Source organism: Kitasatospora purpeofusca (assembly GCF_042691725.1).
In the GTDB taxonomy this organism is placed as follows: domain Bacteria; phylum Actinomycetota; class Actinomycetes; order Streptomycetales; family Streptomycetaceae; genus Kitasatospora; species Kitasatospora purpeofusca_B.
The window spans coordinates 6331403-6353091 of the sequence record NZ_CP170483.1 but is presented as its reverse complement, the minus strand read 5'-3'; the positions used below and the strand labels follow the sequence as shown (position 1 = coordinate 6353091).

The 21689-nt window shown below is 73.9% G+C and carries 24 protein-coding genes and 1 pseudogene; 10 read left to right on the top strand and 15 right to left on the bottom strand.

Features of this window, described 5'->3' with window-relative positions:
* The first annotated feature begins 50 nt into the window (after positions 1-50).
* The gene (locus tag ACFCLZ_RS27480; protein WP_380280226.1) at positions 51-1259 is read left to right on the top strand and encodes an FAD-dependent monooxygenase; all 1209 of its coding nucleotides are present in this window, start codon (positions 51-53) and stop codon (positions 1257-1259) included.
* A gap of 66 nt (positions 1260-1325) precedes the next feature.
* On the opposite strand, the gene ACFCLZ_RS27475 is transcribed toward ACFCLZ_RS27480, so the two are convergent.
* The 7 genes from ACFCLZ_RS27475 to ACFCLZ_RS27445 form a co-directional block, all read right to left on the bottom strand.
* The gene (locus tag ACFCLZ_RS27475) at positions 1326-2708 is read right to left on the bottom strand and encodes a hypothetical protein (protein WP_380280224.1); all 1383 of its coding nucleotides are present in this window, start codon (positions 2706-2708) and stop codon (positions 1326-1328) included.
* A 308-nt stretch (positions 2709-3016) separates the two neighbouring features.
* Positions 3017-4276 (bottom strand): sensor histidine kinase, encoded by a 1260-nt coding sequence (locus ACFCLZ_RS27470; protein ID WP_380280223.1) that lies wholly within the window; start codon positions 4274-4276, stop codon positions 3017-3019.
* Positions 4273-5040: a two-component system response regulator CseB gene (gene cseB, locus ACFCLZ_RS27465; protein ID WP_380280221.1), complete on the bottom strand. Its 768-nt coding sequence runs from the start codon at positions 5038-5040 to the stop codon at positions 4273-4275. Before cseB ends, ACFCLZ_RS27470 begins: the two co-directional genes overlap by 4 nt.
* On the bottom strand, positions 5037-5897 hold the full coding sequence (locus tag ACFCLZ_RS27460; RefSeq protein ID WP_380280219.1) for a hypothetical protein: 861 nt from the start codon (positions 5895-5897) through the stop codon (positions 5037-5039). The genes cseB and ACFCLZ_RS27460 overlap by 4 nt, the downstream gene beginning before the upstream one ends.
* Positions 5898-6007: 110 nt before the next feature.
* Entirely contained in the window at positions 6008-6655 is a 648-nt protein-coding gene (locus ACFCLZ_RS27455; RefSeq protein WP_380280217.1) for a class F sortase, read from the bottom strand.
* A 109-nt stretch (positions 6656-6764) separates the two neighbouring features.
* A complete protein-coding gene (locus ACFCLZ_RS27450; protein WP_380280215.1) occupies positions 6765-7463 on the bottom strand; it encodes a hypothetical protein in 699 nt (232 codons plus the stop codon).
* A 146-nt stretch (positions 7464-7609) separates the two neighbouring features.
* Positions 7610-8131 (bottom strand): DUF1453 domain-containing protein, encoded by a 522-nt coding sequence (locus tag ACFCLZ_RS27445; RefSeq protein ID WP_380280213.1) that lies wholly within the window; start codon positions 8129-8131, stop codon positions 7610-7612.
* A gap of 86 nt (positions 8132-8217) precedes the next feature.
* Here ACFCLZ_RS27445 and ACFCLZ_RS27440 point away from each other — a divergent pair, with 86 nt between their 5' ends.
* Together ACFCLZ_RS27440 and ACFCLZ_RS27435 are read left to right on the top strand one after the other, a co-directional pair.
* Entirely contained in the window at positions 8218-8862 is a 645-nt protein-coding gene (locus tag ACFCLZ_RS27440) for a TetR family transcriptional regulator C-terminal domain-containing protein (RefSeq protein WP_380280211.1), read from the top strand.
* A 69-nt stretch (positions 8863-8931) separates the two neighbouring features.
* Complete coding sequence (locus ACFCLZ_RS27435) at positions 8932-9744, top strand: arylamine N-acetyltransferase (protein WP_380280209.1); 813 nt, start codon at positions 8932-8934, stop codon at positions 9742-9744.
* Positions 9745-9767: 23 nt separating this feature from the next.
* On the opposite strand, the gene ACFCLZ_RS27430 is transcribed toward ACFCLZ_RS27435, so the two are convergent.
* Both ACFCLZ_RS27430 and ACFCLZ_RS27425 read right to left on the bottom strand, forming a co-directional pair.
* A complete protein-coding gene (locus ACFCLZ_RS27430; RefSeq protein WP_380280207.1) occupies positions 9768-11357 on the bottom strand; it encodes a serine protease in 1590 nt (529 codons plus the stop codon).
* Between the two features lie 108 nt (positions 11358-11465).
* Positions 11466-12116: a TetR/AcrR family transcriptional regulator gene (locus ACFCLZ_RS27425; protein ID WP_380280206.1), complete on the bottom strand. Its 651-nt coding sequence runs from the start codon at positions 12114-12116 to the stop codon at positions 11466-11468.
* 129 nt (positions 12117-12245) lie between these two features.
* Between ACFCLZ_RS27425 and ACFCLZ_RS27420 the strand changes: the two genes are divergently transcribed.
* Positions 12246-13073, top strand: coding sequence for an SDR family oxidoreductase (locus tag ACFCLZ_RS27420; protein WP_380280205.1), 828 nt, complete (start codon positions 12246-12248; stop codon positions 13071-13073).
* Positions 13074-13119: 46 nt separating this feature from the next.
* Here ACFCLZ_RS27420 and ACFCLZ_RS27415 read toward each other — a convergent pair whose 3' ends face one another.
* Positions 13120-13530 (bottom strand): hypothetical protein, encoded by a 411-nt coding sequence (locus ACFCLZ_RS27415; RefSeq protein ID WP_380280203.1) that lies wholly within the window; start codon positions 13528-13530, stop codon positions 13120-13122.
* Between the two features lie 242 nt (positions 13531-13772).
* On the opposite strand from ACFCLZ_RS27415, the gene sigJ reads away from it, so the two are divergent.
* Both sigJ and ACFCLZ_RS27405 read left to right on the top strand, forming a co-directional pair.
* On the top strand, positions 13773-14702 hold the full coding sequence (gene sigJ, locus ACFCLZ_RS27410; protein WP_380286303.1) for an RNA polymerase sigma factor SigJ: 930 nt from the start codon (positions 13773-13775) through the stop codon (positions 14700-14702).
* A 43-nt stretch (positions 14703-14745) separates the two neighbouring features.
* On the top strand, positions 14746-15885 hold the full coding sequence (locus ACFCLZ_RS27405) for a serine hydrolase domain-containing protein (protein WP_380280202.1): 1140 nt from the start codon (positions 14746-14748) through the stop codon (positions 15883-15885).
* 10 nt (positions 15886-15895) lie between these two features.
* Here the strand turns inward: ACFCLZ_RS27405 and ACFCLZ_RS27400 are convergent, their stop codons facing one another.
* Positions 15896-16438, bottom strand: a complete 543-nt coding sequence (locus ACFCLZ_RS27400) for an ArsR/SmtB family transcription factor (protein WP_380280200.1) — start codon at positions 16436-16438, stop codon at positions 15896-15898.
* 90 nt (positions 16439-16528) lie between these two features.
* Here ACFCLZ_RS27400 and ACFCLZ_RS27395 point away from each other — a divergent pair, with 90 nt between their 5' ends.
* Positions 16529-17536, top strand: coding sequence for a S41 family peptidase (locus ACFCLZ_RS27395; RefSeq protein ID WP_380280198.1), 1008 nt, complete (start codon positions 16529-16531; stop codon positions 17534-17536).
* A 114-nt stretch (positions 17537-17650) separates the two neighbouring features.
* On the opposite strand, the gene ACFCLZ_RS27390 is transcribed toward ACFCLZ_RS27395, so the two are convergent.
* The 3 genes from ACFCLZ_RS27390 to ACFCLZ_RS27380 all read right to left on the bottom strand — a co-directional run bounded on the left by ACFCLZ_RS27390 (position 17651) and on the right by ACFCLZ_RS27380 (position 19142).
* Positions 17651-18175, bottom strand: coding sequence for a hypothetical protein (locus ACFCLZ_RS27390; RefSeq protein WP_380280196.1), 525 nt, complete (start codon positions 18173-18175; stop codon positions 17651-17653).
* A 120-nt stretch (positions 18176-18295) separates the two neighbouring features.
* Positions 18296-18718 (bottom strand): NUDIX domain-containing protein, encoded by a 423-nt coding sequence (locus tag ACFCLZ_RS27385; protein ID WP_380286302.1) that lies wholly within the window; start codon positions 18716-18718, stop codon positions 18296-18298.
* A 169-nt stretch (positions 18719-18887) separates the two neighbouring features.
* On the bottom strand, positions 18888-19142 hold the full coding sequence (locus ACFCLZ_RS27380; protein WP_380286429.1) for a hypothetical protein: 255 nt from the start codon (positions 19140-19142) through the stop codon (positions 18888-18890).
* On the opposite strand from ACFCLZ_RS27380, the pseudogene ACFCLZ_RS27375 reads away from it, so the two are divergent.
* The 3 genes and pseudogenes from ACFCLZ_RS27375 to ACFCLZ_RS27365 all read left to right on the top strand — a co-directional run.
* Positions 19123-19464: pseudogene (locus ACFCLZ_RS27375) on the top strand (helix-turn-helix domain-containing protein); the annotation flags it as partial. The gene ACFCLZ_RS27380 and the pseudogene ACFCLZ_RS27375 sit on opposite strands and share 20 nt — an antisense overlap.
* A gap of 24 nt (positions 19465-19488) precedes the next feature.
* Positions 19489-20106 (top strand): DUF5753 domain-containing protein, encoded by a 618-nt coding sequence (locus tag ACFCLZ_RS27370; RefSeq protein WP_380286301.1) that lies wholly within the window; start codon positions 19489-19491, stop codon positions 20104-20106.
* Entirely contained in the window at positions 20093-20302 is a 210-nt protein-coding gene (locus ACFCLZ_RS27365) for a DUF397 domain-containing protein (protein ID WP_380280194.1), read from the top strand. Before ACFCLZ_RS27370 ends, ACFCLZ_RS27365 begins: the two co-directional genes overlap by 14 nt.
* A gap of 13 nt (positions 20303-20315) precedes the next feature.
* Here ACFCLZ_RS27365 and ACFCLZ_RS27360 read toward each other — a convergent pair whose 3' ends face one another.
* Positions 20316-21587, bottom strand: a complete 1272-nt coding sequence (locus ACFCLZ_RS27360) for a helix-turn-helix domain-containing protein (protein ID WP_380286300.1) — start codon at positions 21585-21587, stop codon at positions 20316-20318.
* Between the last annotated feature and the right edge of the window lie 102 nt (positions 21588-21689).

Here is a 21689-nt window from a genome sequence, read left to right as displayed (position 1 = left end):
CTCGTGCGAACGGAACTACAGATGTAGTTTCCGCGTCCGAGAGGAGCCCCATGGACCGCCCAGACCCTCAGGAGCCGTCACCGCGCGCCGTCGTCATCGGCGGCGGGATCGGCGGCCTCGCCGCCGCACTCGCCCTGCACCGCCGGGGCGTCCCGGTCACCGTCCACGAACGCGCCGCCTCGCTGGAACCCGTCGGCGCCGGCCTCGCGCTCGCCCCCAACGCCCTGCGCGCCCTCGACCGGCTCGGCATCGGCGACCGCCTGCGCGCCCTCGCCCTCCCTCACCCCGCCGTCGGTATCCGCCGCCCCTCCGGCCGCTGGCTCGCCCGCACCGGCACCGACGCCGTCGAGGCCCATTTCGGCGACAAGCTGATCGCCGTCGCCCGCGCCGACGTCATCGACGCCCTCGTCGACGCGCTGCCCGCCGGCACCGTCCGCACCGGCTCCCGGGCCGAACTCGTCGACCCCGGCGAGCCCGGCGACGCCCGCACCCCCGCGGTCGTCCGTACCCCCGACGGCGAGCAGGCCGCCGCCCTGGTCGTCGGCGCCGACGGCATCCGCTCCGCCACCCGCGGCCTGCTCTTCCCCCACCACCCCGGCCCGCGCTACTCCGGGTTCACCACCTGGCGATCCCTGGTCGCCCGTCCGCCCCGCCCGCCGTTCGCCGTCGGCGAGGTCTGGGGCCACGGTCGGCTCGCCGGCATCGTGCCGCTCGCCGACGGCCGGGTGTACGTCTACGGCGCCGCCCTCGCCCCGGCCGGCGCCCGCGCCGCCGACGGCGACGAACGCGCCGAACTCCTGCGCCGCTACGGCGGCTGGTGCGCGCCCGTCCCCGAGCTGTTCGCCACCACCGACCCGGCCGCGGTGCTGCGCCATGACGTCTGGGAGCTGGCCGACCCGCTCCCCGCCTACCACCGCGGCCGGGTGGCGCTGCTCGGCGACGCCGCCCACGCCATGTGCCCCTTCCAGGGCCAGGGCGCCTGCCAGGCCATTGAGGACGCGGTCGTCCTGGCCGCCGGCATCCGCCCCGACGCCGACCCGGCCGCCGCCCTCCCCGCCTACACCGCCGCCCGCCTCCCCCGCGCCACCGCCGTCGTCGACGGCTCGCGCGCCGTCGGCGCGCTGGTCGCCCTCCGCTCCCCTCTCACGGTCCTCGCCCGCGACCTCGCCCTCACCGCCGCCGGTCTCCTCCCCGACCGCCTCCTCCTGGGCCGCGCCGCTGCCACCTACGACTGGCACCCGCCGCGGCTCACCGGCTGACCGTCGCCGCGACATGCGACGGGGGCGGCTCCGGCCGGTGGCGGAGCCGCCCCCCTGTCGGCGCGGTCAGAGGCGGCGGCGGGCCAGCCAGAAGGTGGCGCCGCCGCCGACCGCGAGCACGGTGAGACCGGCCGCCAGGGCCGCGGTGAGCGACGCGGAGGACCCGGTCTCGGCCAGCTCGACCGTGGCCGGGGCCGCCGCGACGGGGGCGGAGGACGCGGACGGGGCGGCCGGGGCCGGGGCCGGGGCGGGGGCCTCACTCGGGGCAGCGGACGCGGCCGGGACGACGGGAGCGGCGGGAGCGGCGACGGGCGCCGCGGCCGCGGGCGCCGGGGCCTTCCCGGCCGAGGCCTCCTTCCCCGCAGAGGCCTCCTTGACGACGGACGCGCCCTTGGCGGCGGGCGCCTCCTGCGCGGCCGGCTTGGCCTTGGGCACCGAGGCGCCGGGCGCGACGATCTGCACGGTGGCACCCTGGCCGCCCATCGACGTCCCCGAGAACGGCCGGGTCGGGCTCTCGTTGACGAAGAGGACGGGGGTCACGTCGACCGACCCGAGCGGGGTGGCGGCGTCGTACGACACCCGGACCCGCAGGGTGGTCGTCGACTTGGCGCGGATGCTGGAGTCGCGGTCCTCCAGGTAGACGCCGGGGCTGTCCTCGCCGAAGGTGCCGCGCACCTGCTTCAGCGCGGTCCAGGTGCCGTTCGCCCTGCGGACCTCGACCGTGGCGTGCGCGCCGGCGAACAGGACGTCGGAGACGTTGATGTAGCGCGAGGGCGTCGGGTTCTTCAGGACGACGTCGAACTCGATGGGCGGGCCGCCCGCGACCGCGGTGGCCGGGAGGTGGGACGGCGAGGACGAGAGGCCGGCGACCTTGATCGTGTCGGTCTCCTGGGTCACCGCGGCGCCGTGGGCACCGACGGCCACCGACGACTCGAAGGTCATCGACTGGATCCCCCCGTTGCCGGCCCCCTCGTGCGGCCCGCCCAGCGGCACGCCGATCCGCAGCTGCACCGTCACGCTGCCGTGCGCCGGGATCTCCAGGGAGTAGGGCACCTGGCCCCGGTGGGCGAGGTCGTTCCCCTCGCCGTCGGCCCACAGCGGAACGGGCTTCCACGCGCCGTCGGCCGGGTCACGGTAGTCGAGGACGATGGCGTTGTTGCGCGGCAGGCCCTCGCCGGTGACGGCCTTCAGGAAGAGGTGGTAGCCGGCCCCCTGGGAGCCGGTGTTGGTGACGGTCTCGGTGAACTCGACCGGCTGCCCGGCGAGTCCGATCACAGCCGGGGCATTGACCTTGAGCTTCGCCCCGGGCACCCCGCTGTCGTCCGCGAGGGCCGCGGGCGCCGACAGCAGGACGGTCCCGCCCGCCAGCACCGTCGCGAGGACGGTGGCGGCGGCCCGTGAGACCGTGCGGTGCGAGCGGTCCCGACGGTTCGCGACGTTGACAAGCATGGGAATTCCCCCCCGATTCCGCTGCGGGCAGGCGTCAGCAGCAGAATGATGATCCGAATGAATTTTCCACAAGCGGACGGACCTGGGCCGACCGCTCGGGAGTGAAAGCGCGCCGGGCCGAGAACCCCTCCTCGGCCAGTGCGCCCAAGGCGTCTTCGCGCCTCATGGTCATTCAGACACGCGACCGGGCAGGACGGTTGCACACGGACGAACGAATCTTTTCGGAGTTCCGGCGAAGCATCGAGCACCCTCTCTCCGGAGCCGACCGAAAGGGTGGTTCGCCACCGAACTCCACACCGCCGGCCGGGTCACTCGGCGGGCGCCGGTCCGTCCTCGGGAGCGGCCGGGGCCGGTGGGAGGGTGAGGGTGGCGAGGGCGCCGCCGTCCGGGTGGTTGGTGAAGGTGAGGGTGGCGCCGATGACGCGGGAGTGGCCCTGGGCGATGGTGAGGCCGAGGCCGTGGCCCTTGCCGCGTTCGCGCACGCTGGTGCGGAAGCGCTGGGGGCCGTCGCGCAGGAGTTCGTCGGGGAAGCCGGGGCCGTGGTCGCGGACGGTGATCCGGCGGCCGTCGACGCGCAGGTGGATGGTGCCGCCGCCGTGGCGGTCGGCGTTCAGGAGCAGGTTGCCGAGGATCCGGTCGAGCCGGCGCAGATCGGTGCGCACGGACGTGTCGGCCGCCACCTCCGTCGCCACCTCGACCGCCACCTCCAGGCCGGTCAGCGTGACCGTGCGGCGCACCGCCCGTTCCAGCGGCACCGCCGAGAGGTCGGGCAGTTCGGCGTCGGCGTCCAGCCGGGAGACCTCCAGGAGGTCCTCGACCAGCCCGCGCAGCGCCTGCACCCGGTTCTGCACCAGCTGGGTGGGCCGCCCCGGGGGCAGCAGTTCGGCGGCCGTGACCAGCCCGGTCAGCGGGGTGCGCAGCTCGTGGGCGACATCGGCGGTGAACCGCTGCTCGTCCTCCAGCCGCCGGTGCAGCTCCCGGGACATCAGGTCGACCGCGGCCGCGAGGTCGGCGACCTCGTCCTGGCCGTCGACGAGTTCGCCGATCCGGGTGTCGGTGCGCCCGGAGGCGATGCCCCGGGCCGCCGTCGCAGCCGTCCGCAGCCGGCGGCTGATCCGGTCCGCGACCAGCACCCCGACCAGCACGGTGGTGAAGACCGAGGCGGTGACGGTGATCAGGATGATCCGGTCCAGGTCGGCGATCGCCTGCCGGTCCTGGGCGAAGTCGATCCGGACGGAGAGCACCCCGTCGCGAACGGCGCCCGCCGCCCACATCGACTCGCCCTCGGGCCCCTGCGCGAGCAGCGACCCGCGGTGCCCCTCGGTCGCGAGGGCGCGCAGCCGCCCGGGCAGCGCCGGGTCGTCCACGGCGGCATGGCGGCCGCCGGCCGTGACGTCCCCGTCGCGGCTGTAGCCGCCGAGCGCCGCGTCCAGCGCGGTGAGCGCGGAGCCGCGCGCCTGGTCGACGTGCTGACGGACCATCGCCTGGTGGACGAGCAGGCCGACGGCCACCGCGACCAGGACGGAGATGGCGGCGACGGCGGTGGCGATCTGGCGGCGCAGGGTCATTCGGAACGCCGCAGCTTGTAGCCGAAGCCGCGGACGGTCTCGATCCGCCCGCCGCCGATCTTGGCGCGCAGCCGCTGCACGTGGACGTCGACCACGCGGGTGTCGGCGCCCCACTCGTAGTCCCAGACCCGCTCCAGCAGGACGGCGCGCTCCAGCACGATGCCGGGCGCGGCGGTGAACTCCAGGAGCAGGCGCAGTTCGGTGGGGGTGAGCGGGACGAGCCGGCCGTGCACGCGGACCTCCATGGAGTCGGTGTCCACCTCCAGGCCGTCGAAGCTGCGCACGGGCGTGCGGGGTTCGGGGGCCACCGGCTCAGGGGCGGCGGGTTCGAAGGCGGGCACAGGCACAGGCACGGGAGCGGCAGCGGGAGCGGCCGGGACGATCCGGATGCGGCGCAGCACGGTGCGGATCCGGGCGACCAGCACCGCGCTCTCGAACGGCTTGACGACGTAGTCGTCGGCGCCCGCCTCCAGGCCGGACACCACGTCGACCGGATCGGTGCGCGCCGACATCATCAGGATCGGCAGCTGGCTCTCCTCGCGGATCCGCCGACACAGGCCGACGCCGTCGAGCAGCGGCAGCATCACGTCGAGCAGCACCAGGTCGGGCCGCTCGGCGTGGAACATCTCCAGCCCCTCCAGGCCGTCGGCGGCCGTGGACACCGGGAAGCCGTAGCGTTCCAGGGCCATCCGGGTGGCCTCCCGGATCACCTCGTCGTCCTCGACGATGAGGATGCGGGGGTGGCCGGCTGACGGGTGGTTCATGGCGTGGTCTCCGAGCGGGCGGGCGGCCGAGCGGTGGGCGCGGCTGCGGGCGTGGCCGGGCGGATCGAGTAGGACTGCGGTACGGACGCGCCGGCTCCGGCACTCGGGGCGGGGGCCGTGGGCTGCCGGACGGAGGGGGCGACCGGCCGAGCGGTGGGCGTCGGGACGGGCTCGGCGATCACATTCCTGTCGGAGCCGAACGACCACAGACGCAAGCCGTCCGGGGCCGGCCCGATGCCCTCGACCTTCTGCTCGGCCAGGATGAGCCGCACGCCGTCCCACCTGTAGCGGCGGCTGGTCCGGGACTGGATGGTGGTGGGCTCGTACAGCCACAGGTCGGTACCGACCGTCTCGGCGCCGAACCGTTTCAGCAGCTGCGCCCTCAGGACGGACAGGAGCTGGTCGCCCGACGCCGTGTAGACGTGCAGCACGTCCCCGTCGGCGAGGCCGACGACGACCAGCAGCTCCGGCCGACCGTCGCCCGTGAGGTCGCGGTACTCGGCGGTACGGACCTCGCAACCTGTGCACGGGTCGAGGGCCCGCCGCTCCTCCGGAGTCACCTCGGGGTCCTTGGCCAGCAGGGTGCGGATGTCCACCGCGGTGACGTCCTGCCCCGCGACGCTCACCTCCGGAACCGGCTGCGGCGCCGGATCCACGAGATGGATCGACATGGACTCCGGTGACGGCGCGGCGGTCCGGTCCGGCCAGAGCGGCAGGCGGGCGGGCGGGGGCGTGACGGCCGCCGCCGCGCCGTGGTCGCGCAGCTCACCGGGAGCGGCGCAGCCGACCGTGAGGGCGAGCAGGGCGCCGGCGAGGAGGGTCAGGAAGAAGTGTGGGCGACGGGCGATGGTGCTCATCCTCCGGTGACCCTCCTGGTCTGCGCTGGTTCGTGTCCGGTGATAGGTCGTCGGAACGGCGCCCGCCGGTTCCCCGGCGGGCGCCGTCCGGCAGGGTAGCCGGAGCCCGATCAGCCGGCGGAGGCGGCCGGTTCGGCCAGGTCCGCCAGGACGATGATGTTGTCCGTCCAGTGCCCGTCGGCCCCGATCCGGCCGCCGCAGGTGATCAGGCGCAGCTCGGGCGCCGCCGTGTCGCCGTACACCGTGTCGGTGGGGAAGGCGTCCTTGGCGGCCTGGACCAGCTCGCGGACCTTGAAGTCCACCGTGCTGCCGTCCTCCCGCCGTACCTGGATCCGGTCACCCGGCCGCAGCTTCGGCAGTCCCCGGAAGACCGCCGGGCCGTGCGCGGTGTCGTAGTGCCCGATCAGGACGGCGGGCCCGGTCTCCCCCGGGGTCGGCCCGTTGCGGTACCAGCCGACCTCGCCGGCCCGTTCGGCCGACGGCACCTCGACGGTTCCGTCGGCGTTCAGGCCGAGGCCGGTCACCGGGGCGTCGACGCCGGCCGCCGGGACGAGCAGGCGGGTCGGCGGCGAGGCCGCGAACGGGATCGGCGCGGCGGTTGCCGTGGCGGTGGCGGCCGGGGCTGCCGCGCCGATGGCGGACGGGGTCGCCGCCGGGGCGGCCGAAGCGGTCTCCACCGCTGCCTGCCGGGCCGAGGTCTCCACCTGGACCACCGGGGGCTCCCGCTGGTCCGAGAGCGCCACCGTCGTGCCGAGCACCAGGCAGAGCAGCCCGGCCGCCCCGAAGACGCTCCGGTTCAGCCGGCCCGGCCATGACCCCCCGTGCCGGGCGCGCCCCCCGTGGCGACGCCCGTCCGGGCGGCCGTTGTCAGCCTCGCGCACCGGAGCGGCGGCGCAGCACGGCGAAGCCGAGCGCCCCGGCGCCGACGGCCGCGACGACGCTGCCGCCGATCAGCTGGAGGCCGGACGCGTCGCCCGCGGCGGACCCGTCACCGGCCTGCGCGGCGCCCTTCGGCACCGAACGGACCTGCGGCTGACCGGCCCCGCTGCCGGCCTTGCCCGCCGCGCCATTGCCCGCCGCCTTGGACGCCGGAGTCTTGGTCCAGGTGTTCGGCTCCTTCCCGGGCACCAGGATCACGGTTGCCCCTTCCGGGCCCTCCTGCATGCTGTAGCTGATCCCCCAGATCACGTCCGGCCCCTGCAAGGTGTAGGTGTTCCCCGCGCCCTGGATCACGGTCACGGTCACGGGGAGCTTGGCCACCGGGCTCGGGGTCACGGTGGGCGTGGTCCCCGCGCTCGGGGTCACGGTGGGCGTGGTCCCCGTGCTCGGGGTCGCCGTCGGCGTGGTCCCCGTGCTCGGGGTCGCCGTCGGCGTGGCCCCCGTGCTCGGGGTCGCCGTCAGCGTCGGGGTCACGGTCGGCGTGGCCACCGGGGTCGGGGCGGCGGTCGCGCCGCCCTCGGCCCAGGCCTGCCCGCCGGTGACGGCGGTCAGCAGCGCTGCGCCGGTCAGGGCGCAGACGGCCGACAGCCGCACGACGGCGCGGTTCCTGGTCGTACGCGTAGCCATACGAACTCCATTCATCCTCGGCGACGCGCTCCCCGGCCCGGTGTGGCCGGCGCGTCGAGAGTGACGGTAGGAAGCCCGTGTCGCGGTCCCCGGCCGTTCGTGTCACAACGGTTCATCGGCTGCGTAACAACCTCGGGCCCGCGCGCTCAGCGGCGGATGAACCGGTCGATCCGGTCGGCGTGCCCGTCCAGCGGGCCCGGCCTCTCCGGCGCGAAGGGCGTCCGGCTGCGCAGCCCGCGGTAGCCGATGACGAGCGCCTCGCCGAGGAAGCCGACGCCGATGGAGAGGTTGACCGGCCGGGCGGCCTCGTGCATGCCGAGCCTGCGGGCGAGCAGGCCGTAGAGCGCCGAGGCCAGGAAGGCCGCGACGACGACGAGGAAGGTCCGCCCGGTGTAGCGCTGGTACAGCACGCCGTCGCGGGCGAACACCGCGACCGTGGCGCCGCGCAGCGCGCCGAGGCCGAGGCCGATCAGGCAGCCGCCGACCACCCAGCCGACGTCGGCGCCGTTCAGCTCCTCGACCTCCAGCACCGACCAGACGCCGAGGGCGGTGAGCACCACCGGCGGGCCGAACAGGTCGCGGACGTTGACCGGTTCCCCGATCAGGCGTTTGACGACGACGGCCACCGCCGCCACCACGACGATCGTCACGAGCAGCCATGTGTCCACGGCCCGCACCCCCCTTGCGCTCCCGGGCCACCTGCCGCCCGGATGTCCGGCGGCCCAATTTAGCTCGACCGTGCTATAACAACAACATGCCTAAGGTCGTCATCCCCGAAACCCGCCGCCAGGACGTGGCGCGGGCCGTCCTGCGCATCGTCGGCCGGGACGGACTGGAACACGCCTCGCTGCGCAACATCGCCGACGAGGCGGGCCTGGCGATCGGCTCGGTGCGCCACTACTTCGACAGCCGGACCGAGGTCGTGATCTTCGCGATGGAGGAGCTGTGCGCGCGGATCGGCGAGCGCGTGAACGGCCACGCCGAGCGCCTGCTGAACCCGGCCGCGCCGACCGCCCGGCTCGACCGGCGCGCCGCCGTCGAGGCCCTGCTGGCGGAGCTGCTCCCGCTGGACGCCGTCCGCCGCGAGGAGGCGGTGCTCTGGCTGGCGTTCACCACCGCCGCCCGCACCCACCCCGAACTGCGGCCCGGCGCGGCCCTGTTGCACGAGTCGACGCGCCGGCTGATCGCCCGCGTCCTGGAGGAGGCCCGGCGCGCCGGCGGGGTCCCGGCCGACCTCGACCTCGGGCTGGAGACGGAGCGGCTGGCCGCCCTGCTGGACGGCCTCGCCCTCGGCATGGTCCTCCATCCGGACGGCGTCGCCCCGAAGAACGCCCTGCTGATCCTCCGCCGCCACCTGCGCGATCTGGCCGAACGGCCGGGCGACCGCCCCGGGTCCTAGGCCATTGGTCCACCGCGAGCCGAACCGCAGCCGGAGGCCCGGCCGCCGCTTGATCCGTACGGTGGCGGTATGAGCGTCGACCTGGACAAGTACTTCGCACGGATCGGGTGGGACGGCGAGCGGGCGCCCACCCTGGCCACGCTCCGGTCACTGCAGCACGCGCACGTGCTGGCCGTCCCGTTCGAGAACATCGACGTCGTGGTCGGCACCGTGCCGTCGCTGGAGGTCGCCGATCTGGAGGCCAAGATCGTCACCGGCTCGCGCGGCGGGTACTGCTTCGAGCACAACACGCTGTTCGCCGCCGTCCTGGAGCAGTTGGGCTACGAGGTCGCCCGCCACACCGGCCGGGTGCGGGCCGGCGCCCGCCCCGGGGAGATCCGGCCGCGCACCCACCTGGTGCTGGCCGTCCGGGTGCCCGGGGCGACCGGGGCGCGCCACCTCGCCGACGTCGGGTTCGGCTCGCGCGACGCGTTGCTGGAGCCGCTGCCGATGGTCCCCGGCCTGGTCCGCGAGGGCCGGGGCCGCCGGCACCGGCTGGTCCTGGAGGAGGCGGACGGCCCCGTGCCGGTGTGGGTGCTCCAGATCCGGTCGGGCGACGCGTGGCGGGACCTGGTGTCGTTCACCCTGGACCCGGCGCCGCCGCCCGACATCGACCTCGCCAACTGGTACGTGGCCACCCACCCGCGCTCGCCGTTCCGCCGCCTCTTCGCGCAGCGGACCCTCGCCGACGGCCACCTGTCCCTGGACGGCACCACGCTCACCCGCACCGCGGGCGACGGCACCGCGACGGTGGAGGAGCTCGACGGCGAGCGGGGCGTCCGGGAGGTCCTGGAGTCCGAGTTCGGCATCGCCCCGCCGCCGGGCGTCCGACCCCGGCGTTAGCCACTCGGTGCGGTAGGCGTGAGCTACTCGGTGCGGTAGGCGTCGACGACGGTCTGGTCGAGCGTGTTGCCGTCGGTGTCGGTCAGTTCCGCGCGCAGCGAGACACCGCCTCCCGCCGGCGGGTTCTGGACGGTGACGGCGCCGGACTCGACCGGGAGCCGGGTCCACGAGGCGCCGCCGTCGGTGGACGCCGAGACCGTCAGCGCGCGGACGCGCCCGTCCGCGGCGGCGCCCTGCACGGTGACCGGCACCCGGACCGGGCTCCCGGCCGCCGCCGTGCCGGCCGGGCTCAGCTCGGGCGAGAACCGCACGACGCTCACCGGCACCGGGGCCGGGCCGCCCGTCGCGGCCGAGGCGAAGGTCCAGGACGCGTTGACGCGGGTGGTCGCGCCGGTCGCGGCCTTGCGGGTGACCGTGGCGGCCAGGCGGTACGAGGCCTTCGCCGCGGGCACGGTGAACGCCGCGCGGCCGGCCGCGCTCTCCGCGCCGGACCGGGTGCCGACCAGCACGCCGTCACGGTAGAGCGCGGTGTAGGCCGTGTCGAAGGACGGCGCCGACGGCACGTGGCCGTCTCCGTCGGCGAGCAGCGGGAGGTGCGTGGTGATCGTGTCGCCGTCGCGTTCGACGCCGGGGCGGTCGGTGAGCGCGGGGCCGAAGACCGGGCCGTCGAAGGTGTGCGTGGTCGTGGCCCCGGCCCGCAGGGCGATGCGGTCGGCGAAGTAGCGGTTCGTCCGCACGCCTTCCGCGCCGGGGGCCGCGAAGGAGACGTCCCAGGTACCGCGCCCGGGCGTGACGAGGACGGTGGCGGTGCCGGGCACGGGCATGCTCTGCACGAGACCGATCGTCGGTCCGGCGCCCTGGCCGGGGCTCGGCGCCAGGTCCATGGTCGCCGTCCCCCCGGCGCCCGGCCGGGCCGCGCCGCGGATCCGCAGGGTGGCCAGCTCCGGCGCGGTGTAGTGGTGGGCGAGCCCGGTCAGCGCGCGGGTGCCGGCGAAGGTCTGGCCGAGCGCGTAGGCGGCGGTGTCGCTCGTCCAGTACGTGTCGTACCACTGCCGCACCGACCCGGCCTCGCTCTCCGGCCCGAGGTGGGCCACGCGCAGAGGGCTCGGCGTCAGCTTCACCACGCTGGCCATCCGGGTGGTGCCCTGGTGGGTGACCTCCAGGAACATCCCGCCCTGGAGGAAGCGCGCGGAGCCGTCGGCGGGGCGGACGTCGACCGGGGCGGTGGTGCGCGCGTCGACGGTGACGGTGGTGTCGTGGTCGAGGTCGAGGCGGGGCTGGACGATCCAGTCGGTGCCGTCCGCCGACGTCCTCGTGAACAGGCTGCTCTCCAGCAGGTAGCGGCCCTTGGGCAGCCGCACGGTCGTGGTGCCGGAGGCGTCGTACGGGTGCACCAGCTCGTCGGCGCCGGCGCCGGAGATCCCGGTGACGGTGGTGGAGTACCGCTCCGGCGCCTGGCCGGCGCGGTCGAGGTGCCGGATGGTGAGGGTGTACGTCTCGGCCTCGGCGGCGAAGGCCGCGCCGCCCCAGGCAGGCGTCAGGCCGCCCACCAGCGTGACGGCGACGGCCAGGGACCGGAGGGCGTTGCGGCGGGATACAGGAGTAGTGCGCATACCCTGACCTGCCCGCACGGCCGCCGGAGTTCCTGTGATCCGGACCACGCCCGGGCGGGCGGCCGGACGCCCGGTCGGCGCGGGCGGCGTCGACGGCGCCGGGGTCCGCTATCCGGCGTCCGGCCGGGGGGCGGTCAGCCCGGCGGTCAGGAACGCGACCACGGTGGCCCGTTCGGGGAACGACGGCTCGACGACGGAGGCCGCGTCGGCGGCCAGCGGTCGCCCGTAGGCCTCCAGCAGCGTGGTGAACGCCAGCCGCCAGCGGTCGGTGATCTCGTGGACGGTCAGCTCGGGCAGCGCCCGGCCGAGGACGACCTCGAACGGGGCGGTGCCCGCCCAGGGGGACCCGCTGAGCGGCCGGTCGGCGGCGAGCATGGTCTGGGCGAGCAGCCGGCACAGCATCCGGCCGCGCTCGGTGCGCACCAGCTCGTCGAACGGTTCGACGACGGCCGTGACGAGCGTCCGCACCTGCGCGGGCCCGGTGGCCTCGGGGTGGAGGGTGGCCGCTTCCAGCCGGTCCTGCCAGAGCGGGAGCAGCTCACGCCCGAGCAGCGACGTGACCAGACCCTCCCGGGAGCCGAAGTGGTAGTGCACCGCCCCGGGGTTGAGGCCCGCCTCGGCGTTGATCGCCCGCACCGAGACCTGGCCCACGCCGCGCTGGAGGAAGAGCCGCTCGGCGGCCGCGAGCAGCCGGTCCCGGGTCGACGCGGGGTCCGGGGGCGGGGCGGGGTTCTGGGCCTGGGCGGTTCCATCCGGCATGTCGCCATTGCACCACAGGAACCCGCGTTACCATCCAATCAGTGATTGAATTGCGATTGGCCGATGTCCGGAGACGGGCATCCCGCCAGTCCCGTGCGCCCGCGCGCACGTGATCGAGAGGCTCGCACCATGGGTATCCACGTCGTCACCGGCTCCGCTTCGGGCATGGGCGCCGCCAGCGCCTCCGTCCTCCGGGAGGCCGGGCACACCGTCATCGGCGTCGATCTCCACGACGCCGACATCACCGCCGACCTGGGCACCGCCGAAGGCCGCCGGGCCGCCGTCCAGGGGATCCTGGACGCCTCCGGCGGGCAGGTGGACGGCGTGGCCGCGGTGGCCGGGGTCGGCCCCGCGATGAAGGACGCCGCCGCCGTGGCCTCCATCAACTACTTCGGCCCGGTCGCCCTGCTGGAGGGGCTGCGCCCGGCGCTCGCCCGCTCGTCGGCCGGCCGCGCCGTGGTGATCGGCTCCAACTCCTCGACGACCGTCCCGATGATCGACGACGCGCTGGTCGGCCTGCTGCTCGCGGGCGACGAGGACGCGGCCCGCGAGCACGCCCGCGCGGCCCAGGCGGCGGTCCCCGCCGAGGTGGGCCAGGCGGCGCCGAGCATCTCCGCCTACGCGAGCTCCAAGTTCGCGCTGGCCCGCTGGGTGCGCCGGACGGCGGTCACGCCCCCGTGGGCCCGCGAGGGCGTCCTGCTCAACGTCATCGCCCCCGGCGCGGTGCTCACCCCGCTGATGCTCGGGTCGACCGGCGTGGGCGAGGAGCCGGACCCCGACGCTTTCCCGACCCCGATGCCGCTGGGCGTCTTCGGCCGGCCCGAGGACATCGCCTACTGGGTGCACCAGTTCCTGCGGCCGGAAGCCCGTTTCACCACCGGGGCCACCCTGTTCGTCGACGGCGGCACCGACGCCGCGATGCGCCCGGACGCCCAGCCCACCGCGTTCACCCTCTGAGACGGCGGGCCCGCCGGGCCGGGACGGCTCCCGGCCCGGCGCGGCGCTACCGGCCCGCCCGGCGCGGGCCGGCGGACCGGCGGCCGCCGAGGTCGCGGCCGAGGTCGAGCAGGCTCAGGCCGAACATCAGCACACCCAGCGGCACGTGCGGCGCCGGCAGGTGCGCGACGCCCAGCACCACCTGGACGGAGGCGAGCGCGAGGAAGCCGGTGGCGTGGAGGACCGGCCGGACCGGGCCGCCGCCGGGCCGCCAGGCCAGGACCGCGGCCAGCAGGTAGAGCATCGAGGCGCCGTACATCACCCGGGCGCCGACGCTGTGCAGCGTCTCGCCGTAGGCGGTGGAGAGCAGCAGGCCGGCGGTGGTCGCCTGGAAGAGGATCGCCAGGGTCTGCAGGGCGACCGCGACCTGCGGGAACGTGAAGCTGCGGCGCTCGACGGCGTTGCTCGGGATGGCCATGGTGCGGTCCCTCTTCCTGCCTCGCGGCGGTGGATCGGTAGTGTCCCGGTGATTCGACGACGCAGGCCCGCGAAGTGTGAGGCGGGTGGGCACGAACGGGGGCGACCGGCATGGGGACCGAGGACGGGCATTCCGAACGGCCGGGGGACGCGGACGTCGGCGAGCGGCTCCCGGCCGTCGGCGAGCGGCTCCCGGACGCAGCCGTCGGCGAGTGGCGCCACCTGGTCAACCTCGCCTACCGGATGCTCGGTTCACCGGCCGAGGCCGAGGACGCCGTGCAGGAGGCGTACGCCCGCTGGTACGCGATGGCGCCGGCGCGGCGGCGGGCGGTCGAGGCGCCCGGCGCCTGGCTGACGACGGTGGTCAGCCGCGTCTGCCTGGACGTGCTCGGCTCGGCGCGGGTCCGGCGCGAGCGCTACGTCGGCGAGTGGCTGCCCGAGCCGCTGCCCGACCGCGCCGAGTGGCTCGGCGGCACCGGCGACCGGTCCACCGATTCCGCCGATCCCGCCGATCCCGCCGATCCCGCCGACCGGATCACCCTGGACGAGTCGGTGAGCATGGCCTTCCTGGTCGTCCTGGAGTCGATGACACCGGCCGAGCGCGTGGTGTTCGTGCTGCACGACGTCTTCCGGTACCCCTTCCCCGAGATCGCCGCGATCGTCGACCGGACCCCCGCGGCCTGCCGCCAACTGGCCTCCGCCGGCCGCCGACGGCTCCGCGCCGCGCGGGTCCCGTCGGCCGGGCAGCCCCGACAGGCCGAGGTGGTGCGGCAGTTCAGGCGGGCGTGGGAGGCCGGGGACATCGAGGCGCTGGTCGCCCTGCTCGACCCCGCCGCCACGATGGTCGCCGACGGCGGCGGCCTGGTCGGCGCCGCGCTCCGCCCGGTCGAGGGCGGCGCGCGCATCGCCCGCTACCTCGTCCTCCTGGCCGAGAAGGCGCCGGGGCTCACCCTCCTGGAGCGCACCGTCAACGGCCTCCCCGGCCTGGTCGCCCAACGCGACGGCGTCACCGCGACGGTGGCCGCCCTCGACCTCGCCGACGGCCGGATCACCCGCATCTGGGCCGTCCGCAACCCCGAGAAGCTGACCCGCTGGACGGCGGGCGGCGACGCGGCCCGACGCCCCGACATCCCGACGCCTGTCGGGAACTCCCCTGCGCGGCCCATCCGTTGATCCGTTCGGCGGGGGACGGGCGATTCGGACCTTGGAGGTCGGTATGGCTCGGCGGAAGGCGCTTCGGCGCGGGTTCGGTGCGGTGGCGGTGGCCGCCGCGGTGACGACGGGCACGGTGACGTCGGCCGCGGCGGCCGGCGCCCAGGGAGGGCACGGCGACGGCGTCCACGGGGCGACCAGGGCCGCGATGGCGGAGCTCGTCCGGGCCGAGGGCCTGCCCGGGACGATAGCCGGCGTCCGCGAGGACGGCGGCAGTTGGTCGGCGGCCGTCGGGGCGGCCGACACCACGACCGGGCAGCCCCGGTCCCCCCGGGAGCGGTTCCGGATCGGGAGTCTGACGAAGACCTTCACCGCGACCGTGGTGCTCCAACTCCGGGCCGAGGGGCGGCTCTCCCTGGACGACTCGGTGGAGAAGTGGCTGCCGGGCGTGGTGCAGGGCAACGGGAACGACGGTTCGGCGATCACGATCCGGCAGCTGCTGGGACACACCAGCGGACTGTTCTCCTACGAGGAGGATCCGGCGATGATCCAGCGGCTGGCGAGTCCGGACTTCCTGGTCCACCGCTACGACACGTACCGGCCCGAGGACCTGGTGCGGACGGCGGTCTCCCACCCGCCGCTGTTCGCGCCGGGAACGTCCCGCTCGTACTCCAACACCAACTTCGTGCTGGCCGGGATGATCATCGCCAAGGTGACCGGGCACCCGTACGGCGAGGCGATCGAGCGGCGGATCATCCGGCCGCTCGGCCTCTCCGCCACGACCCTGCCCGGCACCGCCGCCGACCTGCCCCGGCCGCACGCGCTCGGCTACTCCAAGCTGTTCGGCGGCTCCGCGACGCCGCTGGAGACCACCGAGCTCAACCCCTCGTGGGGCGGGGCGGCCGGGGAGATGATCTCCACGACCGCCGACCTGACCCGCTTCTACTCCGCCCTGATGCGCGGACAGCTGCTGCCGCGGGCCGAGTTGGACGAGATGGTCCCCGCCGCCGGCGGCCCCGGGCTGGGCATCGGCAGCGTGAAGCTCAGCTGCGGGGTCACCCTCTGGGGCCACACGGGCGGCATCCACGGCTCGTCGACGGTGGCGCTGACCACGCGCGACGGGCGGCACGCGGCGGCGTTCAACACCAACGCCGACTGGGCCGAGGGCGAGCGCGCCCTCGCGGAGGCCGAGTTCTGCCGCTGAGTCCTGGCGCTCAGTTCGGTCCGGCCGCCTGCTCGTAGAGCGCCACCAGCACACCGTGCACCGGCTCGCCCTCCGGGGCCTCGGCGGCCTCGTCCACCAGGGCCTGGAGGGCGGCGCCGAGGCGGGCGGCCTGGTCGGCGGTCAGCCGGAGGTGCCGCAGCACCAGCAGCGGGTCCTGCGGCGCCTTGACGCACTCCTCGGCCACCGCCCCGAGCAGGGCGGTGGTCGGGCCGGCGTCCCGTCCGGCCACCGTGATCCGCCGGGCGGTGCGCCGGTAGAGGTGCTCGCTGCCGCCGCGCACCTTCCGGGTCTCCACGATGCGGACGACGCCGGCGTCCTGCAGCACCTTGAGGTGGTGGGCCACCGTGCTCTTCCGGCTGTCCAGCGCCGCCGCCAGCCGGCCGGCCGTGGCGGGCTGCCCGCCGAGCGCCAGCAGCAGCCGCTGGCGCAGCGGGTGGGAGAGCGCCTTGAACTGCTGCGGGCTCTCGACGGTGAGTTCCTGGTCCTGGTCCTGGGCCTGATCCTGGGTCTGATCCTGGGTCTGATCCTCCATGCGTAAAGCGTCCAATTTTCTTGACGCTTTCGCAAGCCGCGTGCTCCACTGACCCCTACCTGATCGACCACCAGCAGCAGGGGACGGCACATGACGCAGCTCCAGTCGGCCGAGATCACCGGGATCGTCACCGAGGCCGGTCGGCTCGCGACCGAGCTGTACGTCTTCCCCGAGATCGGCGCCCGGATCGCCGCCCGCCTCGACGAGGCACACGCCCAGGGCCGCTACCGGCAGGCCGAGGACGCCCGGACGCTCGGCCGGCTGGTCACCGAGGACCTCCAGTCCGTCAACGGCGACCGCCACCTGCGACTGAAGTTCCACCCGGAGCCGATCCCGGCGGAGCAGGAGGACGGCGCCCTCCTCGCCGAACTGACGCGATCCGCCGACCTCTCGCTCGGCGGCGTGCCCCGGATCGAGCGCCTGGCGGGCGGCGTCGCCCTGCTGAAGCTCGCGCCGATCCTCTTCCCGCTCGACATGGCCGGCGAGGCGCTGAACGCCGCGCTCACCCTGGTCGCCCGGGCCGAGGCGCTGATCCTGGACCTGCGCGAGTGCGTCGGCGGCCACCCGTACACGACCGCCCACATCGGCGGCCACCTCTTCGACGAACCGACGCACCTCAGCTCCCTCTACGACCGCGAGACGGACGCCGAGCAGCAGTTCTGGACCCCGGCGATGGCGCCCGGCCCGCGCTTCGGCGGCAGCAAGCCGCTCTACGTGCTGATCAGCAAGGCCACCTTCTCGGGCGGCGAGGCACTCGCGTACGACCTCCAGCAGCGCGGCCGCGCCGTGGTGGTCGGCGAGGCGTCCGGCGGCGGCGCCAACCCGCGCCGGGGCTTCACGCTCCACCCCCACCTGGAGGCCACCATCCCGACCGCCCGCTCGATCAACCCGGTGTCGGGCGCCAACTGGGAGGGCACCGGCGTGATCCCGGACACCGCGACGGACCCGGCCCGCGCCCACGAGACGGCCCACCGCGCGGCCCTGGCCGAGGTGGCCCGGCGCGGCGGCGACACCCCGTCGGCGTCGGCCGAGGAGGCCCGCCGGATCCTGCACGGCGCGACGGAGGACGGCCCGGCGGGGGCGGACGCCCGGCTCTGACGCGCCTGTCCGACGGCAAGCCGTCGGCCGACACGTCCCAGACCCAGAACGTCGACGCGCAGGACATCCCCGGAGCCCGGAACCGCTCGGTTCCGGGCCCCGGGCGCGCCGGACTCACACGGCCGGCCCCGTAAGTCTCCGAATCGGGAGCGGAGGGCACTTCTCGGGCACACGCGTCAGCAGTACCAGCTCCTCCGGCGGGCGGGCCCCTCGCTGGATCGCGTGCACGTATTGGTCCGCCTGCGAGAGACCGAGCATGGGTGCGTTGCGACGCAGATGGCGCATCGCGGGGATGCGGCCACTCTTCCGGAACTGCAAGCGTGTGGTTTCAAGCAGAACGTCCGGCAGCGGAACCCCCTTGTACTGCGCGAGGAACATGGTCTGCCACTCGCTGGTCCGGAGGGTCTCCCCGGGGATCACGTAGATGCTTCCGTCATCCCCGTCGACGAGGTACGGGCAACAGCCCACCAAGAAGTCCTCAAGCGCATGGTTCAGCTTGTACCTGGCCGAGTTCCAGCCCACCAACCATCCGACAGGGGTCTCGCTCACCCCGAGAATCGCCAGCTCAGGTCCCTCGCCACGGTCCTCGGCCAGCCGAGATGCAATGAGATCGATAGCCCTGGCTTTGGAGATCTTCACTCCGGACTCCCAACTTCCCTCCGAAACGCCCGTGGAGAAACTTCTCAGAGCCTCCAGAAGTGCCGACTCGGCGACGGCCTGCGCCAGGTGGCGCAGGCCGTCGCCCGGAGCGTGCTGTGGCTATTCGGCGGGGGTGCCGCGGAGGAGGAGGGGGAGGTGGGCGCCGCGGGCGAGGGCAGCGAGGGCGTGGGTGATGCGGTGGTGCTGTTCGGGGGGCATGGCGTCGGGGAGTTGGGTGGCGTGGAGCCAGTGGACGGCGGTGATGGTGTGCGGGGGGCGGTGGCGGGCGACGATGCTTTCCTGGGCGGGGGTGAGGCGGCCGCCCCAGTAGACGAAGTTGACGCCTTCGGGGAGGTGCTTGGCGTCGATGTAGTCGGTGGCGAGGATGTGTCGGAGGGGGAGGACGAGGCCGGTGTCGGTTTCGGTGTGGCGGCGGGCGGCGAGGTGGGGGAGTTCGTTGGCTTCGGCGCTGCCGCCGGGGAGCATGAGGCCGGATCGGTAGGCGGTGCCGACGAGGAGGATGGCGTCGTCGCGGTTGAGGATGAGGGCCTGGTGGCCGAGTCGGCGGCGGGGCGGGTTGGTGAGGGTGGTGGGGAGGTGATGAGTTGCGGGCCGAGGGGCCCGTCGTGGATCGGCCAGCAGACGAGTGCGGCGGCGAGGGTGCTGAGGGCGGGGACGCCGAGGGCGGTGGCGACCAGCTTGCGGGGGCGGTTCACGCCACGTCGGCGGTGCGGGGCCGGCTGGGGTGCTGGACGGTGAGGAAGCGGGGCGTGGTGAGGGCCTGGATGTGCTCGGGCTTGGTGGTCCACTCGCAGCCGCCGCGCTCGTGACGGAGGTAGGCGAGCCCGGCGAGGGTGTCCATGTAGACGCCTTCGACGGGGTTTCCGGCGAAGTCCCGGTGCCCGAGGTCGCGGACGACCTCGCCGACGACGGGGGTGTGGACGGGCATGCGGGGGCGGCTGGGCATGGGGGCTCCTGGTTGCGCTGTGCATAGGGATCACTACGACCCGTGTCCATGGCGAGGTGATCGCGGCTACGATTGGAAGCCGAGGAAATGGCGAATCTGTCCTGGGTTCAGTTGGAGCCACCATGAACGAGCGCAAACTCGATCCGGCATCATCCCCGTTTCCCCCATCGGCGTTCAAATTCGCAGGTTAAACAAGGCGAGAGGTCTCACACAGCCTCAGCTCGGCGAGATCACCAGGTTCTCGGCGTCCTACATCTCGCGAATTGAACGAGGGGTAGAACCTCCGAGCCGACGTCTGGCACAGGAAGTCGACCGTGCGCTCGACACCGGGGGCACCATCGAGCTGATGCTCGACCAACTTGAGCATGTTGTCCTCAAGGAAGGGCTCCCGGAGTACGTCGTACAGGAAGCCAAAGCGGTAACCATCCGCCTGTTCCACCTGGGCCTGATCACCGGTCTGCTACAGACGCAGGAGTATGCCGCGGCATACGAGTTGGCCTCGGTCAGGCGCGGTGCAGCTACTTCGCAGCAAGCAGAGGCACGCGTGAAGTTCCTGTTGAACCGCCAAGCCACACTGAAGCGGACACCTCCCCCTTTCATCCAGGCTGTGCTTGACGAGTGGAACCTACGACGACCGATCGGTGGCCGAGCTGTCATGATCAGGCAGCTTCAGTTTCTGGAGGAGCTGGCTCAACAACCCAACGTGACCCTCCAGGTGGCCCCGCTCCATCTTGGGGAGGACAGACCCTTCGTTCATCCGGTGAACCTGCTGACCATGACGAACGGCAAGATGCTGGGTTACACGGAGAGCCACAAAACAGGCTTCCTGGAGCGTGACGCCCAGATACTGTCAGCCTGGGCCAGGGACTACGATCGACTGCAGGTCGAATCCCTGTCCCGAGCCGGCTCACTGGAGCTGATCAGAGCAGTACGGAAGGAATTTGAGAGCCATGCAGCACCTTGACCTCGCCAGCGCTCGGTGGCGCAAGAGCACGTACAGCGGCCAGGGCGGTGAGTGCATGGAAATTACTGCCGACTTCCCGGGCATCGTCCCCGTCCGCGATTCCAAAGACCCCCAGGGGCCTGCCCTCGTCTTCCCCACCTCCGCCTGGCGATCCTTCGTCACCGCCGTCCAGGCCGGCGAGTTCGGCATCATCTGAACCGGACCTCGTGTCAGACAGCGCCGGTCCGCCGGGCGAACTCGCGGACTCCGGGAAGTACCGCCGGGGCGTAGAGGAGGTCAGCGGTGAGCGCCCTCAGCGCCGGTCGGCGCAGTTCCTCCGGCGCCACGTGCTCGACGAACCGCAGTGCGGCGAAGGTCCGACGGTGGTCGCCCAGGCGATGCCACATTCGCGCGCTGTCCGTACCGAACCGCGCACGCCGCTCGGCAGAGGGCAGTTGTTGCGGAGCAATGCCAGTGGCGTGTGGAACGCCCTGGTCGGGCGTGCCCAGCGCGTTGTGGACCCCGATCCAGTAGAGGGCAACCTGCGATTCGGTGGCGTCCACAGTGAACAGCCGCCCCTGCGGGGCACGGCGGTCTGCGGCAAGGCGAGCCGTCGCGCTCTCCGCGCCGGCCATCAGGTCGAGGGCGTCACTACGACGCTGTCCGCAGGCCGCCGTGTATGCGGCCGTCAGCAGGAGCGTCGCGCCCACGGCCTGCGACTCGGCCGTTCGGTCACCCGCAAGAGAATCGGCGCTACGACGCAGAAGGTCCACCGCAGCGGCCGGCCGACCGGCACGCCGCATCGTGATCGCCAGGACGCGCGCCGCCTCACTGCGGATCACCGGATCGCCACTTGCCTGGGCCGCCGCCAGGGCCCGATCAGCGGTGGCCCAGGCGACATCCGCATGGGACTTGACCGCCAACTCGGTGGCCAGGACCCAGGCACGCGCGACATACCCGTGTGCCTCTTCGCGAGCCCGGCCGATCAGGGAGTCCCGGGTGGCCTCCGTAGCCCCCAGCAAGTTCGGAAGCACTGCGCCGAGAGCCTGGTAGCGCGCGGCGGTGAAATGGTCACGCGCCTCATGGAGCAGAACCTCCAGTTGTCGACCCGCGACAGGCTCAGTGTCCTTCGGCTCGTAGAGTGCGCCGAGAATCCGCGTGGCCGGATCCTGCTGAGCCGCACCGGCAGGTGACGGAAGCATCGAGACCCCAGCAGCAGCCACGCCTGCCGCGAGCAGCTCTCTGCGGAGCATCGCACCCTCCTGACCGAGCGTCACATCGGATTCCAGCGTATCCGGTCGTTCCAGTCCGACGGCGCTTGGCAAGAGATCGAGGGCCTCGGCCATGAGTGCGAGCGTTCGCTCGGCAGGGCGTAGCAGGCCGGCCTCGACACGGCTGATCGCCGACGCCGAGTACCCACATCTCCGGCCCAGCTGCACCTGAGTCATTCGATGCGCCGCACGAGCGGCCCTGATGACCGTCCCGAGCCGGCGAGGCTCCAACGTCGACAACGTCGCGACCTCCAACTACGTGAGCTGGTTCGGTCGGTCACGCTACTGGCCGACCGAGGCCCCAGGGGAGGGCGCGCATGGCGTATGCGTGGC

Bases quoted from the DNA above. Each gene is read 5' to 3' on its own strand.
- ACFCLZ_RS27480 (WP_380280226.1), top strand. From the start codon at position 51: ATGGACCGCCCAGACCCTCAGGAGCCGTCACCGCGCGCCGTCGTCATC.
- ACFCLZ_RS27475 (WP_380280224.1), bottom strand. From the start codon at position 2,708: ATGCTTGTCAACGTCGCGAACCGTCGGGACCGCTCGCACCGCACGGTC.
- ACFCLZ_RS27470 (WP_380280223.1), bottom strand. From the start codon at position 4,276: ATGACCCTGCGCCGCCAGATCGCCACCGCCGTCGCCGCCATCTCCGTC.
- cseB (WP_380280221.1), bottom strand. From the start codon at position 5,040: ATGAACCACCCGTCAGCCGGCCACCCCCGCATCCTCATCGTCGAGGAC.
- ACFCLZ_RS27460 (WP_380280219.1), bottom strand. From the start codon at position 5,897: ATGAGCACCATCGCCCGTCGCCCACACTTCTTCCTGACCCTCCTCGCC.
- ACFCLZ_RS27450 (WP_380280215.1), bottom strand. From the start codon at position 7,463: ATGGCTACGCGTACGACCAGGAACCGCGCCGTCGTGCGGCTGTCGGCC.
- ACFCLZ_RS27440 (WP_380280211.1), top strand. From the start codon at position 8,218: ATGCCTAAGGTCGTCATCCCCGAAACCCGCCGCCAGGACGTGGCGCGG.
- ACFCLZ_RS27435 (WP_380280209.1), top strand. From the start codon at position 8,932: ATGAGCGTCGACCTGGACAAGTACTTCGCACGGATCGGGTGGGACGGC.
- ACFCLZ_RS27430 (WP_380280207.1), bottom strand. From the start codon at position 11,357: ATGCGCACTACTCCTGTATCCCGCCGCAACGCCCTCCGGTCCCTGGCC.
- ACFCLZ_RS27425 (WP_380280206.1), bottom strand. From the start codon at position 12,116: ATGCCGGATGGAACCGCCCAGGCCCAGAACCCCGCCCCGCCCCCGGAC.
- ACFCLZ_RS27420 (WP_380280205.1), top strand. From the start codon at position 12,246: ATGGGTATCCACGTCGTCACCGGCTCCGCTTCGGGCATGGGCGCCGCC.
- ACFCLZ_RS27415 (WP_380280203.1), bottom strand. From the start codon at position 13,530: ATGGCCATCCCGAGCAACGCCGTCGAGCGCCGCAGCTTCACGTTCCCG.
- sigJ (WP_380286303.1), top strand. From the start codon at position 13,773: ATGCTCGGTTCACCGGCCGAGGCCGAGGACGCCGTGCAGGAGGCGTAC.
- ACFCLZ_RS27405 (WP_380280202.1), top strand. From the start codon at position 14,746: ATGGCTCGGCGGAAGGCGCTTCGGCGCGGGTTCGGTGCGGTGGCGGTG.
- ACFCLZ_RS27400 (WP_380280200.1), bottom strand. From the start codon at position 16,438: ATGGAGGATCAGACCCAGGATCAGACCCAGGATCAGGCCCAGGACCAG.
- ACFCLZ_RS27395 (WP_380280198.1), top strand. From the start codon at position 16,529: ATGACGCAGCTCCAGTCGGCCGAGATCACCGGGATCGTCACCGAGGCC.
- ACFCLZ_RS27380 (WP_380286429.1), bottom strand. From the start codon at position 19,142: ATGCCCAGCCGCCCCCGCATGCCCGTCCACACCCCCGTCGTCGGCGAG.
- ACFCLZ_RS27370 (WP_380286301.1), top strand. From the start codon at position 19,489: ATGCTCGACCAACTTGAGCATGTTGTCCTCAAGGAAGGGCTCCCGGAG.
- ACFCLZ_RS27365 (WP_380280194.1), top strand. From the start codon at position 20,093: ATGCAGCACCTTGACCTCGCCAGCGCTCGGTGGCGCAAGAGCACGTAC.